At 60.8% G+C, this 15657-nt stretch carries 13 protein-coding genes and 2 tRNA genes; 10 read left to right on the top strand and 5 right to left on the bottom strand.

The window, feature by feature from the left end:
- The first annotated feature begins 20 nt into the window (after positions 1–20).
- From AC2TC0_RS09915 to AC2TC0_RS09905, 3 genes are read left to right on the top strand one after another with little or no spacing between them, the layout of a single operon-like run.
- Complete coding sequence (locus tag AC2TC0_RS09915; RefSeq protein WP_484717334.1) at positions 21–806, top strand: type III pantothenate kinase; 786 nt, start codon at positions 21–23, stop codon at positions 804–806.
- Positions 803–2437, top strand: coding sequence for a ribonuclease J (locus tag AC2TC0_RS09910; protein WP_484717333.1), 1635 nt, complete (start codon positions 803–805; stop codon positions 2435–2437). Before AC2TC0_RS09915 ends, AC2TC0_RS09910 begins: the two co-directional genes overlap by 4 nt.
- Positions 2438–2441: 4 nt before the next feature.
- Positions 2442–2708, top strand: a complete 267-nt coding sequence (locus AC2TC0_RS09905; protein ID WP_484717332.1) for a DUF1467 family protein — start codon at positions 2442–2444, stop codon at positions 2706–2708.
- Here the strand turns inward: AC2TC0_RS09905 and AC2TC0_RS09900 are convergent.
- A complete protein-coding gene (locus AC2TC0_RS09900; protein WP_484717331.1) occupies positions 2705–5068 on the bottom strand; it encodes a coiled-coil domain-containing protein in 2364 nt (787 codons plus the stop codon). The two genes, AC2TC0_RS09905 and AC2TC0_RS09900, sit on opposite strands and share 4 nt — an antisense overlap.
- Before the next feature lie 68 nt (positions 5069–5136).
- On the opposite strand from AC2TC0_RS09900, the gene AC2TC0_RS09895 reads away from it, so the two are divergent.
- The gene (locus AC2TC0_RS09895; protein ID WP_484717330.1) at positions 5137–5451 is read left to right on the top strand and encodes an Hpt domain-containing protein; all 315 of its coding nucleotides are present in this window, start codon (positions 5137–5139) and stop codon (positions 5449–5451) included.
- 1616 nt (positions 5452–7067) lie between these two features.
- Here the strand turns inward: AC2TC0_RS09895 and AC2TC0_RS09890 are convergent.
- Positions 7068–7541 (bottom strand): Lrp/AsnC family transcriptional regulator, encoded by a 474-nt coding sequence (locus tag AC2TC0_RS09890; protein ID WP_484717329.1) that lies wholly within the window; start codon positions 7539–7541, stop codon positions 7068–7070.
- Between the two features lie 338 nt (positions 7542–7879).
- Between AC2TC0_RS09890 and AC2TC0_RS09885 the strand changes: the two genes are divergently transcribed.
- From AC2TC0_RS09885 to AC2TC0_RS09875, 3 genes are all read left to right on the top strand, one after another.
- Positions 7880–9334: a histidine kinase dimerization/phospho-acceptor domain-containing protein gene (locus tag AC2TC0_RS09885; protein WP_484717328.1), complete on the top strand. Its 1455-nt coding sequence runs from the start codon at positions 7880–7882 to the stop codon at positions 9332–9334.
- A gap of 20 nt (positions 9335–9354) precedes the next feature.
- Positions 9355–10383, top strand: a complete 1029-nt coding sequence (locus AC2TC0_RS09880; protein WP_484717327.1) for a polysaccharide deacetylase family protein — start codon at positions 9355–9357, stop codon at positions 10381–10383.
- Between the two features lie 22 nt (positions 10384–10405).
- A tRNA-Ile gene (locus AC2TC0_RS09875) sits at positions 10406–10482 on the top strand.
- 122 nt (positions 10483–10604) lie between these two features.
- Here AC2TC0_RS09875 and AC2TC0_RS09870 read toward each other — a convergent pair.
- Both AC2TC0_RS09870 and AC2TC0_RS09865 read right to left on the bottom strand, forming a co-directional pair.
- Positions 10605–10681 (bottom strand) — tRNA-Pro (locus tag AC2TC0_RS09870).
- 129 nt (positions 10682–10810) lie between these two features.
- Positions 10811–11068: a hypothetical protein gene (locus AC2TC0_RS09865; RefSeq protein WP_484717326.1), complete on the bottom strand. Its 258-nt coding sequence runs from the start codon at positions 11066–11068 to the stop codon at positions 10811–10813.
- A gap of 311 nt (positions 11069–11379) precedes the next feature.
- Here AC2TC0_RS09865 and ettA point away from each other — a divergent pair, with 311 nt between their 5' ends.
- From ettA to AC2TC0_RS09850, 3 genes are all read left to right on the top strand, one after another.
- Complete coding sequence (gene ettA / locus AC2TC0_RS09860; RefSeq protein ID WP_484717325.1) at positions 11380–13059, top strand: energy-dependent translational throttle protein EttA; 1680 nt, start codon at positions 11380–11382, stop codon at positions 13057–13059.
- 42 nt (positions 13060–13101) lie between these two features.
- The gene (locus AC2TC0_RS09855; protein ID WP_484717324.1) at positions 13102–13506 is read left to right on the top strand and encodes a PaaI family thioesterase; all 405 of its coding nucleotides are present in this window, start codon (positions 13102–13104) and stop codon (positions 13504–13506) included.
- 69 nt (positions 13507–13575) lie between these two features.
- The gene (locus tag AC2TC0_RS09850; RefSeq protein WP_484717323.1) at positions 13576–14145 is read left to right on the top strand and encodes a DUF1579 domain-containing protein; all 570 of its coding nucleotides are present in this window, start codon (positions 13576–13578) and stop codon (positions 14143–14145) included.
- Here the strand turns inward: AC2TC0_RS09850 and putP are convergent.
- Positions 14142–15572 (bottom strand): sodium/proline symporter PutP, encoded by a 1431-nt coding sequence (putP, locus tag AC2TC0_RS09845; RefSeq protein ID WP_484717322.1) that lies wholly within the window; start codon positions 15570–15572, stop codon positions 14142–14144. The genes AC2TC0_RS09850 and putP overlap by 4 nt on opposite strands.
- Between the last annotated feature and the right edge of the window lie 85 nt (positions 15573–15657).

The raw sequence follows: 15657 nt of genomic DNA, 5'->3' as shown, positions 1-15657 counted from the left end.
GAAAAAGGGGGAGGGCGGCCATGTTGCTCGCTGTTGATGTCGGCAACACCAACGCCAAATTTGCTCTGTTTGAGGGTGACAGACTGGTTGCGCGCTGGCGTATCGCGACTGATGATCGCCGGACGGCAGACGAATATGCGGTGTGGCTTCACCAGCTGTTACGCATGGAAGGGCATGAGCGCAGCGATATCACCGACGTCATCATTGCCACGGTCGTTCCGCGGGCACTTCACAATCTGCAATTGCTTGCCAGCAAATATTTTGGTGTCGAGCCGCTGGTCGCCGGGCGCGGTAACGTCAGTTGGGGTATCCAGCTGAAAGTCGATGAACCGCACGCCGTTGGCGCCGACCGCGCCGTTAACGCCATCGCGGCGCAGGCGCTGGTACCGGGCAAGGACAAGTTGGTGATCAGCTTCGGCACTGCAACCACTTATGACCATATTGGTCCCGACGGCAGCTATCGCGGCGGCATCATTGCGCCTGGGGTCAATTTGTCGCTCGAGGCCCTTGTTGCTGCTGCTGCCAAATTGCCACGCATCGCCATCGAAGCCCCCGCAACCGATACCGTCATCGGTCGCACCACCGAAAGCCAGATGCTGATCGGCATTTACTGGGGCTATGTCGCCATGGTGGAGGGGCTAAGCGCACGGATGAAGGCAGAAATCGGCGCACCCTTGATCGTGATTGCTACCGGCGGCCTTGCCGGATTGTTTCAGGAGCATAGCCACTTGTTTGATATTGTTGATACCGATCTGACGCTCAACGGCCTTGCGCGCCTCTATGCGCAGCGGACCCTGTCAGCATGAGCGGTGCTGCCAAGGAATTGCTGTTCCTCGCGCTCGGCGGCTCGGGCGAAATTGGTATGAATGCCAATCTTTATGGGTGCGATGGCAAGTTCATTTTGCTCGATCTGGGGGTTTCTTTTGGGTCACAGGAATATCCTGGCATCGATCTGATCATGCCTGACATGGAATGGATTGAGGACAGGATCGACGATTTGCTCGCCATCGTCCTGACCCACGGGCACGAGGACCACATCGGGGCGCTTCCTTATCTCGCCGCCGACCTAGGCGTCCCGCTCTATGCCAACCGCTTTACCGCCGGGCTGATCGCGGGCAAACTGGCCGAACAGGGCATCGCCGATGCGGTAAAGCTCAATGCTGTCGATATCGACGCGGCATTCAAAATCGGCCCATTCGGCCTGCGCTTCACCCCGCTGGCCCATTCGATCCCGGAAATGAGCGCGGTTGTCATCGACACGCCCTATGGCCGCATTTTTCACAGCGGTGACTGGAAACTCGACGATGATCCAGTCCTTGGCAAGCCAACCGCAGAGGCTGCGCTGCGCAAATTGGGCGACGAGGGCATTGATGTATTGGTCTGCGATTCCACCAACGCCTTCAACCCGCAGGTCTCGGGCAGCGAAGGCAGTGTCCGCGCTGGGCTGATGAAGGCCGTGGGTGAAGCACCTGGCCGCGCGATCGTCACCACCTTCGCCAGCAATGCCGCGCGATTGCAAACGCTAGGCGACGTAGCGCGCGAATGTGGGCGTACCTTGTGCGTTGCCGGGCGCTCGCTCGATCGGATCCTGGGCGTGGCGCAGGCCAATGGTTTCCTCACCGATTTTCCTGAAACGGTTGATTTCGACACTGCGATGACCTTGCCCCGCGGCGACCTCATGGTCATTGCCACAGGCGGGCAGGGTGAACCGCGGGCGGCGCTGGCCCGCATGGCCGACGACAACCACCCGATCAAACTGCAAGAGGGCGACAGCGTCATTTTTTCCTCAAAGCAGATCCCGGGGAACGAACTCGCCATTGGCCGCATCATGAACCAGCTTGCGGCGAAAGGCGTGCTGACGGTCACCGAAAAACAGGCGCATATCCACGTCAGCGGCCATCCCGGCCAACCCGAACTCGCCGCACTCTATGATTGGCTCCGACCGAAGCTGCTGGTGCCGGTGCATGGCGAAATCCGCCATATGCACGAACAGGCGCGTTTTGCGCTGGCGCATGGAGTGCCCGCGGCGCTCAACCAGACCAATGGTGACCTGATCCGGCTCGCCCCGGGCAAAGCCAAGCGCATCGACCGGGTTCGCTCAGGGCGACTCGCGCTCGACGGCAATGTGTTGTTGCCTGCTGATGGCGAAACCATCACCGAGCGTCGTCGGCTGGGTCTTTATGGCATGATTTCGGTGGCGGTATCGCTCAGCAAGGGCAGGGCGCGCGATGCCGACGTGCGCTATCGTGGCGTGCCGGTGGAAGACGACCGTGACGACTTCATCGGCGAAATGAGCACCGCCGCACTCGATGCCGCCAATGACGGACCGGCCGACCGCGAAAAGCTGCGCGAAGCCATTCGCCTGGCGGTGCGCCGCGTCGCAACCCAATGGACCGGGAAGAAGCCGATGGTCGATGTTCTGATTTTGGGCAGTTGACCCTGTGGCCTGGACGTCTGCCCTCGCCATCTATTTGCTATTTTGGGTGCTCTGCGCCTTCTTCGTGCTGCCTTTTCACGGGCGGCCAGCGGAGCAGCCCGATCATGACGTTGCGGGCGCGGAGCGCGGCGCTCCAGCGACATTTCGTGTTGGAGCGATCATGCGCCAGACGACCGTCGTTGCGACCATCTTCTTTGCAGCCTATTATGTGATTTACACGCAAGGCTGGGTCGATGCCCGCGCGCTCAGCGAAGCAGTTTCAGGACTTTAGGTCCGCAACCGGTCAATCGCTTGAGCGAGCGCGACATATAGCTTGCCTACATCCGACGACAACAGGATCACGCTCATCGCCGAACCGTCCCGCGTTCCCATCAGTGCGCGGAGCATGGCTTCAAAGTCATGGATATATTGGTTCACATGGCGCTGGAACGCGGCATCGTCCTGATAGCGGCGCAGGATTTCTTTTGCTTCGCTGTTGTCAATCAGCTTGATGGCACGGCGCGAAAATACGCCGCGGTCTCCCTTAAGATAGGCTTCCCACGCAGCATCGCTCACTTCGGTCGACAAAATCTTGGTGATGTCGATGGCCGAGGATTTGAGCGAATCGGTGAGCACCACGACCTGCTTTGCAAGCGTATCGCGATCCGTCGCAGCGATGGCTGATTCGGCTTCGGCAATGCGTCGCTCGACCTGCGCGCTAGTATCCATGATTGTGATCAATTGGCGCATCAGTTTGTCTGCGGCGCCATTGGCGGCGGTTACGGCGCGGTCGGCGGCGGCTTCAATTGCGCTCAACTGCGCATCAATTTCGCTCTTAAGTGATGCATCAAGTGCCTCGGCGGCCCGCTCGCGCAGTGCGCCGCTTGCCTCGCTTACGGCCGTTTCAATCAGCCGCCTGGCCTCGCCCGCCGCGCTCGCTGCTGCATCACGCACTTCGGACATAGTGGCGATAACTTCCGCTCCGCCGTTGCGGGTGAACTGGCCGGTCTCCAGCGCCAGCGCCTTCAACTGTACCTCGGCTTCACGCAGTGCAGCCTGCAAGTCCTCCAGCTGTCCACTTTCTTCGTGCACCCCGCCCAGCATCGCCTGAACCCTGGCGGCCTGTTCGCCAGTGCGTTCAAGGCCGGCTTCAACCTTGGCAGTCAATTCGGCGCTCGATGACAATGGTTCCGACAGCCCGGCAACCAGCCCGCGTGCCAAGTCGGCTTGCTCGCTGACCCGCGCAAAGGCAGCGGGCAAGCCGTCGTCCAGCTCGCGCGTAACTGCGTCGAGCGCGACTAGCAGGGACTCGCTGCCTTCCAGCAATTTGCGGACCTCGTCCTGACCGCGCTCGCTGCGTGAACCAAAGCTGTCCACGGCCGATCCGAGTCCAGCGAGTGCATCGCTGATCGCGTCCGAACGGACCTTTACTGCCGCGTCAAGGGCGCCGAGCCGGTTGTCCACATCAACAACCGCATTCTCAAGTCCCCTAACAAGGCGTTCTGCTACGCCGGCATGGTCGGCCAATTGGGCTGCAAGCGCGTTGCTGGTTGCGGTGGCGGCTGCCAGTCGGGCTTCCAGTTGTGTAACGCTCTCTTCGGTCCCGGCAGCAAGCCGCTCGCGCGCCTCGGTTGTCACACTTTGCAGCGATGCCAGCGCCTCCGCCACACGCGCCTCGATGGCTTCCTGTTCCTTGGCGATCAGGCCAAGCGCGCGCTTTTGCACCGCCGCAGCGGCGTCCGACCGCAGGCTGACCGTGTTGCACAGTTTCTCGACCTGACCTTCCATGGACCGGAAACCGCCGCCAAGCTGTTCCATTAGCGCCTGCACTGCAGTGTCCGCTGCAACCGCGCGCTCGGTGAGCAATGCGAGCTGCGCTTCAAGATTGGCGCCATGTTGATGGGCCTCAAGCCCGGCGCGGGCAAAATTCTCGGTCAGCCGTTGAGCTACGTCATCGACGCGCGGCAATCCGGCCAGCAGCCCGTCCATGCGCTGCATCGCCGTTTCGCCCGACTGCGCCAGGTTGGCATTAGCAGTAACGATACGGTCAACACTTGCCGACAATTTGACGCTGCTATCCTGCATCCGCTTGGCGGCATCCAGGCCATGCTGCTGCAAACTCTGGCCCTGATCGCGCATTGCATTGCGCGCGCCTTCCAGCTGTTCGGCCAGCGCCGCTACTGATTGTTGCAACGCGGCATTTTCGGCACGCAGCGCCGCCGCTACGCGGGCAAATTGTTTGGTGCGAACCCGCCCAGACAGCAGCCGCATGATCCACAGCAACAAGAGAATGGTAAGCGGCCCAGCAAGCGAGAGCACGAGCATTGGCAGCTCTGATAGCGGGGGCACCCGCACGCCGCCGCCGCTGGCCATCCAGCCAATAAATGCGGTCCAGGCCAGGCCGAGCAGCATCAACACCGCAGCATACAAACCGTCAGTTCCGCCGCTGGCCTCACTGTCCGCAATTTCAAAAGGCGTGTCGTCAGTTGCTGCCGGTAACGGATCAAGCCAGCCCCGCTCTGTCGCCGTTGTATTGATAGCGCTTGGGGCCGACTCGGCGTCCACCGCGACAGGCGGTGCCACTGCGGCTTCGCTAATATCTTCTGTTGTGCGGCCTTGCCACAATCCGACGATTTTCTTTTCCCCAGCCATTGTCACACTCTAGCAGCTTTTGCCGCTTGGGGAACGAAAAGTTAACGCGGCGACGGGCATACGGGGGCATGTCTTTTGATAGTGGCCCCCTCGACCGATATTTGCATAGCGCGGTCGGTGACGACCCTGCACTTGCGGCAGAGCTGCATGCTACCTTTGTTGCAAGTGTCGAACATCTGCTCGACCTGCTGCAACGCTCGCGCTGCGACGCCAACTGGACCATGGCCGCGCTGCGTCTAAAAAGCCTGGCAGCTACCTTCGGGGTGGTCCCACTTATTCAGCTTGCCGAACAGGCCATGGCCGGAGTGCCCGGCGACCCCGCCATTATGCGCGACATACGCGCGCTAATAAACGACCTGAACATTAACCAGTTCGACAGTTAAATTCCCGTTCAGCTGCACTTGGCCATTGGCCTCGCTCGTCGCATCGGGCGAGCGCGCTGCTTGTTTTTCGGACGGGCAGACGCTAGCCGTTTTTGCGTGGTGTAATCCCCGGTAGCGCAGCTTGGTTCGCGCGAATCGGAGACAGGAGAGACAAGATGCGGGTCATTCCGTTGGTTTCGCGCGCGACGCTCGCGCTGGTTCTTGGTGCGGTGGCGATGACGTCATCGCCCGCGCTCGCGCAAAAGAAAAAGAAGGAAAAGGAAGCAGAAGCAGCGGCTGCGGCTCCGGCTATTGCGCCCAGCAAGGAATATCTGCCCGAAGCANCCCCCCCCGCGCTCGCGCAAAAGAAAAAGAAGGAAAAGGAAGCAGAAGCAGCGGCTGCGGCTCCGGCTATTGCGCCCAGCAAGGAATATCTGCCCGAAGCACGCAAGGTGCAGACAGCGTTCCAGGCCAAAGATGCCGTGGCGCTCGAAGCGGCGCTCGCTGCTGCAGATGCGTTCGCAACGACTCCGCAGGACAAATATCTCCAATCGCAATTCCGGCTTCAGCTGGGCATTATGAAATCGGACCAGGCGCTCCAGTCCGCCGCGCTGGACGGCATGATTGATTCGGGGCTGGCACCTGCAGCCGACATTGCCAAGTTCAACTTTTTTTCAGGCCAGTTCGCTTACAATGGCAAAGACTATGAAAAGGCGATCCGGCGGCTGACAGCAGCGCAGGCGGCTGGCGGCAAGGAACGCGATCTGCCGTTGCTGTTGATGGACAGCTATTTGCGCACCAACCGGATTGACGAAGCGCTCGCCGTTGCGCGCGCCGAAATTGCGGCACAGCGTGCCGCGGGGGCCCGGCCGGCAGAGGATTATTATGTGCGGCCAGCGAAATCGTTGCAGACCGCCGGTCGCCGCGAAGATTTGCTCGACCTGCTGACAATGCGCGTGCAGGATTATCCCCAGCCCGCGATCTGGCGGAACACGCTGTTCATAGTCATGCAGGGCGCCGACAAGGATATGACGCTCGATACGCTACGGCTGATGCGGCACGCAGGTGCGATGAGCGAAAAGGGTGAAGTTCTTGAATATGCCGCCATTGCCACCGAAGGTGGCCTGCCGGGCGAAGTGTTGGCGCTGATCGACGAAGCGCGCGCCAAAGGCATTGTTCCGGCCAGTGATGCGAAATTCAATGAAATCTATGCCGGCCAAAAGGCTCGCACGGTCGGGGACAAGGCTGCGCTCGATAAAGACGCAGCGACCGGCGCCGCGCTGCCCTCGGCCCGCCGCGCACGCAGTACTGCCGATGCGCTGTTTGGCTATGGCGATTATGCCAAGGCTGCCGCGCTGTACCAGATAGCGCTCGACAAGGGCGACGCTGAGCCCGACTTGGTCAAGCTTCGCCTTGGCGTGTCGCAACACTTGGCGGGAATGACCGACTTGGGCAAAACAACGCTGGCTGGCGTGGCTGGCCCGCGTCAGCGACTCGCCAAATTGTGGCTCGTCAACATTGATACAAAGGCCGCCGCGGCGGCTGCGCCGGTAACTACCGGACGGTAGGCAAGGCCAAGGGTCATGATTGGGGTCGGCGCATCCGTTGCTCCGGCCCCTTTTCCGTTGCTGTTGCGGTCAACCTTCGACTGGTACGCCGGCCAGTTGTTTGGCGGTGCGAATGGTCAGCGAGGTTTTTACACTCGATACATTGGGTGCAGCGGTCAGGTGGGTCGTCAAAAAGCTTTGGAAGGATTGCAGGTCGCGCGCGACAACCTTCAGGATGAAATCAATCTCGCCGTTCAGCATATAGCATTCCCGCACTTCGGGGAGCGTGCCAACATAATCCTCGAACTGCCGCAAATCGCTCTCGGCCTGGCTGCGCAGGCTCACCATGGCGAAAACAGTGATGCTATATCCCAGTTTCGATGCATCCAGATCGGCATGATAAGATTTGATGACCCCGGCATCCTCTAGCGCGCGCACTCGGCGTAGGCATGGAGGTGCGGTCAGTCCGACTCGCTCGGCCAGATCGACATTGGTCATTCGTCCATTTTCTTGCAGCTCGCGCAAGATTTGCAGGTCGATGATATCAAATTTACTGGGTGCCATTCGGGGCAACTTCCTTTGGTTTCAATGGCCATCACGCATAATATTATTTCAGGCTAATGCAATTGTCCCACATTGCAACGCCAGTTTTGCGATGGCTTTCATGACCGCTAGATTCACGCTAGCCGGTAACAAGTCCGTAACCAATTTATCTGGCGGAGCCTGCTGGCGTGCATAACGACATGATGATCGCCACGATAATGCGCCAGAAGCCGGCCGACGACAGGACGCGAAGCGCGGCGTGGCGGCAGCTATCCGATATCCTTGCCCAACGTGGGAATCAACTTGCTGAATCCGACGTCCGTCGCGCGTTGCATGCACTTGCACTGCTTCGTCCGAAAGTGGGTGAGGGCGTCCGCCGCGACACCGCTGCAACGCTGGCCGGGCAATGCCGCTATGCACCGCTTGTTGCGCTCTATTCAGCTGATACCCCCCCGGTGGCTGCGGCTATGCTCTCCGAGGCCCAGTTAGGCGATGACGACTGGCTGGCTCTACTTCCCTCGACGAATGCGGTCGCGCGCAACATCTTGGCGCAGCGTCGGGATTTGTCGCCCGCCGTTCGCCGTGCCCTTGGCAGCATGGGATCGGCGCAGCCGGCTCTGCCCGCGGCACCGTCTGGCATTGACAGCATGCCAGTCCCGCCGGTCGCCAATGATCATCAACCGGTTGCCGCGGCAGGCAATGACCAGATCCGCGACCTCGTGCGCCGTATCGACACGTTTCGCAGCCGCCACCAGCGCGAGGCCTCACCTGCCGCCTCGTCCAGTTTTATCTTTGAAACCGGGGCGGACGGGCTGATCCGCTGGACCGAGGGCATCGCGCGCGGCGCCGTTATTGGCATTACGCTGGCGCAGCCCGCGATTGGGGATGAGCCGGGCGTTGATGGCGCCGTCGCGGGGGCTTTTCGTCGTCGCAGCGAAATAATCAATGCGCGACTCAGCCTAGGGCATGATGCCGGCATCGGTCGCGACTGGCGGTTGTCCGCTTGGCCGTGCTTCGACCGATCGACCGGCCAGTTTCGTGGTTATCGCGGTAGCGCGCGCCGCCCGCGCCGCAACGAGGTTGCTTATGGCACTCCGGTCGGAACATCGGGTGGGGACACGGTGCGCCAGCTGATTCATGAACTGCGCTCGCCGCTCAATGCCATTTCGGGCTTCAGTCAGATTATCGCTGAGCAGATGTTCGGGCCGGTCAACCAGCGCTACCGTGCGATGGCGAGTGCCATTGTGGACGATGCTGCCATATTGCAGCAAATTATCGATGATCTCGATACGTCGGCTCGCGGCGTGGTTGCGGTGGACACCAGCACCAGCGCGCGCTTAGACCTTGGCCAATTGCTGACCTCCATTGAGGCCGAACTGGCGCCAGTCATCGCGGAACGCGCGATCAGCTGGTCGGTTACCCGCGTTGGCTCTTCCTTCCTCGCGCAATTGCCGCATGCAGAAGCCAAACGGATGATCGGCCGGTTGCTGACGGCCATTATCGATGTCGCAGAAGATGGCGAAACGGTGATGGCCCAACTGATCGATCCGGGCGAAAATGCACACAGCAAAGAATTGCGGGTCGTGCGGCCGCGCGCCATCCGGCATAGTCAGGTCAGCGAGCTGCTTGACCCCGGCTTCGACCCGCATGGTGACGCTCCGGCGGCAGCGCTGCTCAGCCTCGGGTTCTCGCTGCGGCTGGTCGATAACCTGGCGCGTGGTTGCGGTGGTGCGCTCAACATTGGTGCGAACGCCTTGACCTTGCATTTGCCCGCTAGGCATGTCCAAATGCAAGGCGACGTTCAGGAAGGCTGAGCGCAGCGGGGGGATAAGGTGTGACAGCAACGGGGGCGGACATTTTGGTCCCGCCAGCTGCCGACCAGCTTGCGCATTTTCCTGCCGATTTTGGCACCCGCTTTTGGGTTACGATCGATACCGAAGAGGACTTCGACTGGGATAAGCCCTTTTCGCGGGTCCATCATGGGCTGTCTTCTTTGTCGCGGCTGGCTGATTGCCAGACTTACTTCGAAACGCGCGGAGTTTCGCCAATCTATCTGGTCGACTGGCCGGTGCTGAGCAAATCAGCGGCAACAGCATTGTTGCGCGACGCCGTCGCGCGCGGCGTGGCCGAGGTGGGCGCGCAGCTTCACCCATGGGTCACGCCGCCATTTGAAGAGGTAGTAAATTCCCGCAACAGTTATACAGGAAACCTCCCGGAACCGCTGCAATTGGCCAAGACACGTGCGCTGCGCGATCGCATTGCCGAAGCAATAGGGGTGGCGCCGCTGGTCTATCGTGCCGGTCGCTATGGTCTCGGCCAGGCAACGGCGGGCATTTTGGCCGATCTGGGGTTCCGCTGTGACACGTCGGTGCGCCCGGGCTTTGACTATCGCGCCGGCCATGGCCCCAATTACCGCCAATTTCCTCTGCGGCCATGGTGGGTGGACGCAGCGCTGCTTGAAGTCCCGTTGACCAGCTTGTTCCTCGGACCATTGGGGGAGAGGGCTTACCACCGCCTAGCGCGGCTGGGCGGGACCAGTCTGTCACTTGCGACGCGACTCGGGTTGGTTGAGCGGATTGCTTTGACGCCCGAGGGCATCCCGGCTGCGCGTGCTTGCGCCGCGATTGACTCGGCGCTTGATCAGGGACTGCCCCTCCTGAATTTTTCCTTTCATTCGCCATCGCTGGCGCCGGGCCACACGCCCTATGTCCGCACAGATGCCGACCTTGAGGCTTTCTATGGCTGGTGGGAACAGATACTGGCGCACCTTCAACGGCGCAGCGTGCGGGCCACCTCAGTTGCCGAGGTGCTGGCAGTGACAGGGCACAGCCCGGACTTGCCAAGCGCCGCCGCTGTCCGCTAACGCGCGCTTGACCTGGTGACGGGGGCCTGTAGCTCAATTGGTTAGAGCTGACCGCTCATAACGGTTAGGTTGGGGGTTCGAGTCCCTCCGGGCCCACCACACTTTTTGACTGGCGCCACGTCGGCCCGCACAACCAAACAACCGTCCAAACCAGCATACTCCGTGGGCGGACGGGTAGGCTTGCGGATCGGTGTCGCTTCTCCGCAGGTGGAATAGAAAAATGGTCGGGGAGACAGGATTCGAACCTGCGACCCTCTGCTCCCAAAGCAGATGCGCTACCAGGCTGCGCTACTCCCCGACGCGGGCGGCCTTAGCCAAGGCATAGCGCGCTGTCTATGCCGGTCCTCACGATATCGTTCATGAAAAAAGGCGGCCAACCCTAGGGTCGACCGCCTCTTTTTCTAGACCCGAATGGGCCGAAGAAGAATTACTTCTTTTCTTCGGTCATCGCGCCTTCAGCGGCCGGAGCTTCGGCAGCGCCTTCAGCAGCCGGAGCAGCTTCGGTCATCGCGCCTTCAGCAGCCGGAGCAGCTTCGGTCATCGCGCCTTCAGCAGCCGGAGCGGCTTCTTCAGCAACAGCTTCGGTGGCCGGAGCTTCGGTGGTGGCTTCTTCAGCAGCCTTTTCACCGCAAGCGGCGAGGGCGAACATGCCGGCAGCAGCGGCAATAACAGCAAACTTCTTCATGGCTCTTGGCTCCCTAAGAGACTTAAACTCCGCATCAGAAGAAACTCTCCCTTAGCGAGCCGCGGGATTTAGAGAATCGCATCCAAAGGTCAACAAAAATAATTGAGTTGCCTGCAACGCGCAGGATTTGGCTCATTATTCGTGCAAGGTGAGACAAGCCCTTAAGCCATTAGCGCCGCAAGAATCGCGCCTGAACCCAGAAAAAACCAGTTGTTCGCCGATTGCACTTGGCCAGCGCCTTCGCTAACCGGCGCGCAGTCCGGTACCCTTTCGGGTCCACCGCAAATCCTTTTCCGCCCGGAGACCGCACCATGGCCGCGCAATATAGTTTTGTAATGAAGGGGCTGACCAAGACCTTTCCAGGCGCGCAAAAGCCAGTGCTCAATGGCATCCACCTTCAATTCTATCCTGATGCGAAAATCGGCATCGTTGGCCCGAACGGTACCGGCAAATCGACGCTAATGAAGATCATGGCCGGCATCGATACCGAATTTTCGGGTGAGGCCTGGCCGGGCGACGGGGTTTCGGTGGGCTATCTGCCGCAAGAGCCCGAACTCGATCCGGCCAAAACGGTGCTCGAAAATGTGAAGGACGGCGTGCGCGGCGTTGCCGACATGATCGACCGTTTCAATGAAATCAGCACCATAATGGGCGATCCGCCCGAGGATACCGATTTCGACGCGCTAATGGAGGAAATGGGCACGCTGCAGGAAAAGATCGACGCGGTCGATGGCTGGACGCTCGACAACCAGCTGGAAATCGCGATGGAGGCACTGCGCTGCCCTCCAGGGGACTGGAGCGTGGAGAATCTGTCGGGCGGTGAAAAGCGCCGCATCGCGCTCACCCGGCTGCTGCTGGAAAAACCCTCGATCCTGCTGCTTGACGAGCCCACCAACCATTTGGACGCGGAAAGCGTCGCTTGGCTTGAAAAGCACCTGGTCGACTACGCCGGCAACGTCATTCTGGTGACCCACGACCGCTATTTCCTCGACAATGTGGTCGGCTGGATCCTCGAACTCGATCGCGGTCGCTATTTTGTCTATGAAGGCAATTATTCGACCTATCTGGACAAGAAAGCCAAGCGCCTCGAACAGGAATCGCGCGAAGATCAGGGCCGCCAGAAAGCGATCCGCGACGAGCTCGAATGGATCCGGCAAAGCCCCAAGGCGCGGCAGGCCAAATCCAAGGCGCGCATCAAGAGCTTTGACCAGCTGGTCGAGGCACAGGAAAACCGCACCCCAGGCAAGGCCCAGATTGTCATTCAGGTCCCCGAACGCCTCGGCGGCAAGGTGATTGAGGTCAACAATATCTCTAAGGCCTATGGCGACAAATTGTTGTTCGAGGATCTGTCCTTCACGCTACCGCCTGGCGGCATTGTCGGGGTCATCGGACCCAACGGCGCGGGTAAGTCGACGCTGTTCAAGCTGATCACGGGTAAAGAAGAGCCCGATAGCGGAACCGTCAGCATCGGCGACACCGTGCGCCTCGGTTATGTCGACCAGAGCCGCGACGCGCTCGATCCCAATAAGAATGTGTGGGAGGAAATTTCGGGCGGCCACGACATGATGTCGATCGGCAAGCACGAGATGCAGACCCGCGCCTATGTCGGTGCCTTTAATTTCAAGGGCGTCGACCAGCAGAAAAAAGTTGGCCAGCTTTCAGGTGGCGAACGCAACCGCGTGCATATGGCGAAAATGCTGAAAGCGGGGGGTAACGTCCTGCTGCTCGACGAACCGACCAACGACCTCGACACCGAAACGCTGGCGGCACTCGAAGAGGCACTCGAAAACTTCGCGGGCTGCGCGGTGGTCATCAGCCACGACCGCTTTTTCCTCGATCGCCTGGCCACCCATATCCTCGCCTTTGAAGGCAATAGCCATGTTGAATGGTTTGAAGGCAATTTCGAGGCCTATGAAGAGGACAAGCGTCGCCGCCTTGGCGATGCCGCCGACCGACCGACTGCGCTCGCCTATAAGAAACTGACGCGCTGAGCCGTGGCGGGGGAGGGGAGTCCCAGCGCCGATGCATTGCGCATGGACGCAGCTGCCCTCAATGGATTCCTCGATGCCGCCTTTCCAGGCAGCACGGCACAGGGTCGCGGCACCATCACTCACGTCGCGCCGGGCGAGGTTCGGTTGGAATTGATCAGCCGGGATAGCCATCTGCGTCCCGGCGGGCTGGTGTCTGGGCCGACACAGATGGCGCTCGCGGACACAGCGGCCTATGCGATGGTGCTGGCGCACATAGGGCCGGTGGCCATGGCGGTCACCAGTGCGCTCAATTATCACTTCCTGCGACCATGCCTGCCGGGCACCATTGCCGCTGAAGCGCGCTTGTTGCGGCTCGGCAAGCGGCTCGCGGTCATCGATGTGCGCCTGTTCGGTGGCGGCGACCCCCGTCCGGCGGGGCAGGCGACGGTGACTTACGCCATCCCTTGACCCGAGGTGGCTTTGCATGGTCGCTATCCCCTGCTAATTCTCAGAGCGGGAATTTGGGGGAGAGCCGACATGCGGACATTGATCGTCGCAGTTGCCTTGCTGGGTGCTGCGCCTGTGGCAGTGGCGCAGGGCATGGACAATAGCGCGGCCGTGGCGGAGCAAAAGGCCGCCATGGCGAAGCTGGCCTTTCTGCAAGGCGAATGGCGCGGCACGGCAACGGTCAGGGGCCCCGGTGGCGGCGCCGAGCTCATCCAGACCGAGCGTGCAGGGCCGATGCTGGATGGTACCGTGCTGGTAATTGAGGGTGGGGGATATGCTGCAGATGGCAAACAAGCGTTCAATGCCTTTGCTGTCATTTCCTATGACAGCGACGCCGATCGCTACTGGATTACCAGCTGGAGCAACAGCAGAACGGGCAAATTTCCACTGGTTCCACGCGCCGACGGATTTGACTGGGAAACACCGGGACCCGGCGGTGCAACGATTAAGTATAAGGCCGATGTTTCAGGCGGCGCATGGCGCGAAACGGGGACGTTCGAACGGCCCGGCGCGCCCGGCTTTACCTTCATCGACCTGCAGGTAAAGCGCTTCGGTGACACCAGCTGGCCCGCCGCCGGGGCGGTTTCACCAAAGCCCTAGCTGGTTCCCGCAGGCTTGGCCGTTAACAGGCTAACTGCCACAATCGCCACCACTGCCGCGCCAAAACCAGGCACAATTTCGTAAAGCCAACCGCTCCATCCGGCGGCGATCCACGCCACCACGACCACAGCACCCGTCACCATTCCCGCCAACGCCCCCGGCAGCGTCATGCGCTGCCATGTCAGTGCGAGCAGGATGACCGGGCCAAACGCCGCGCCGAAACCGGCCCAGGCGTTCGACACCAAGCTCAGCACCGATCCTTCTGGGTTTTGCGCCAGCAGCATCGCCACCGCGGCTACCGCGACAACGGAAAGGCGCCCGACCGTCACCACCTCGCGCTCGCTGGCCGAACGGCGCACGAAAAGCCGATAGAAGTCCTCCGTCAGCGATGCGCCGGTGACCAGCAATTGTGCTGACAGCGTGCTCATGACCGCCGCCAATATCGCCGCCAGCAACAGACCAAAAACCAGCGGGTGCAACAGCAATGCGCCAAGCGCAATCAACACCGTTTCGGGGTCAGCCAACCCCTTGCCGTTATAGGCGATATAAGCTTTGCCGATCAGCCCGACCGCGCACGCCCCAATCAGCGAAATCGCCATCCAGCTGAGACCGATGCGCCGCGCCGTTGGAATATCCTCCACCCGCCGAATCGCCATGAACCGCACGATAATGTGCGGCTGGCCAAAATAGCCCAAACCCCATGCCATGGTTGAAACGATGCCCAGCGCCGTCGTGCCCGCGAGGAAACTGGTCAAATTGGGATCAATCCGTTGCAAAATTGTCCATGGCCCAACATCGGCATCGAGCGCGCCCCATGCGACCACGGGCACAATCACGAGTGCCAGCATCATGATCATGCCCTGCACAAAGTCCGTCAGGCTAACCGCCAAGAACCCGCCCAGCACGACATAGGCGACCACCACGCCGGCGGTGACCCACAGCCCGGTCTGGTAACTTGCCCCGAACGCACTCTCAAACAACTTGCCGCCGGCAACCAGCCCCGACGCGCTGTACAGCGCGAAGAAGACCACGATCACCACACTTGCCGTCAGCCGCAACACATGACGCTTGTCATTGAACCGGTTGCCCAAAAATTCGGGAATGGTCAGCGCATTGCCAAAGCGCTCGGTTTGCTCGCGCAGCCGCGGCGCGACAATCACCCAATTGGCCCACGCGCCCAGAAACAGTCCGATGGCAATCCAGCTTTGCGACAGCCCCGACACGAACAGCGCGCCAGGAAGGCCCAGCATCAGCCAGCCCGACATGTCCGACGCCCCGGCGGCCAGCGCCGTCACCGCTGGACCGAGCTGCCGCCCACCCAGCTGATATTCGGCACTGCTCTGTGTCGCCTTACGCCACGCATATATCCCTATGCCGATCATCAGCACAAAATAAGCCGCGACGGCGGTCAGGGTGTAAGAGTTCATGGGACGTGGTGCTTAAAAAATGGCGGATTCTTCACAAAGTATACGCCTACCCCCCATGGTGTCTGGCGATCTGCCCGATCGTTCT

This window comes from Sphingopyxis sp. sgz302558 (assembly GCF_057220455.1).
This window is presented reverse-complemented; position numbering and strand designations above follow the sequence as displayed.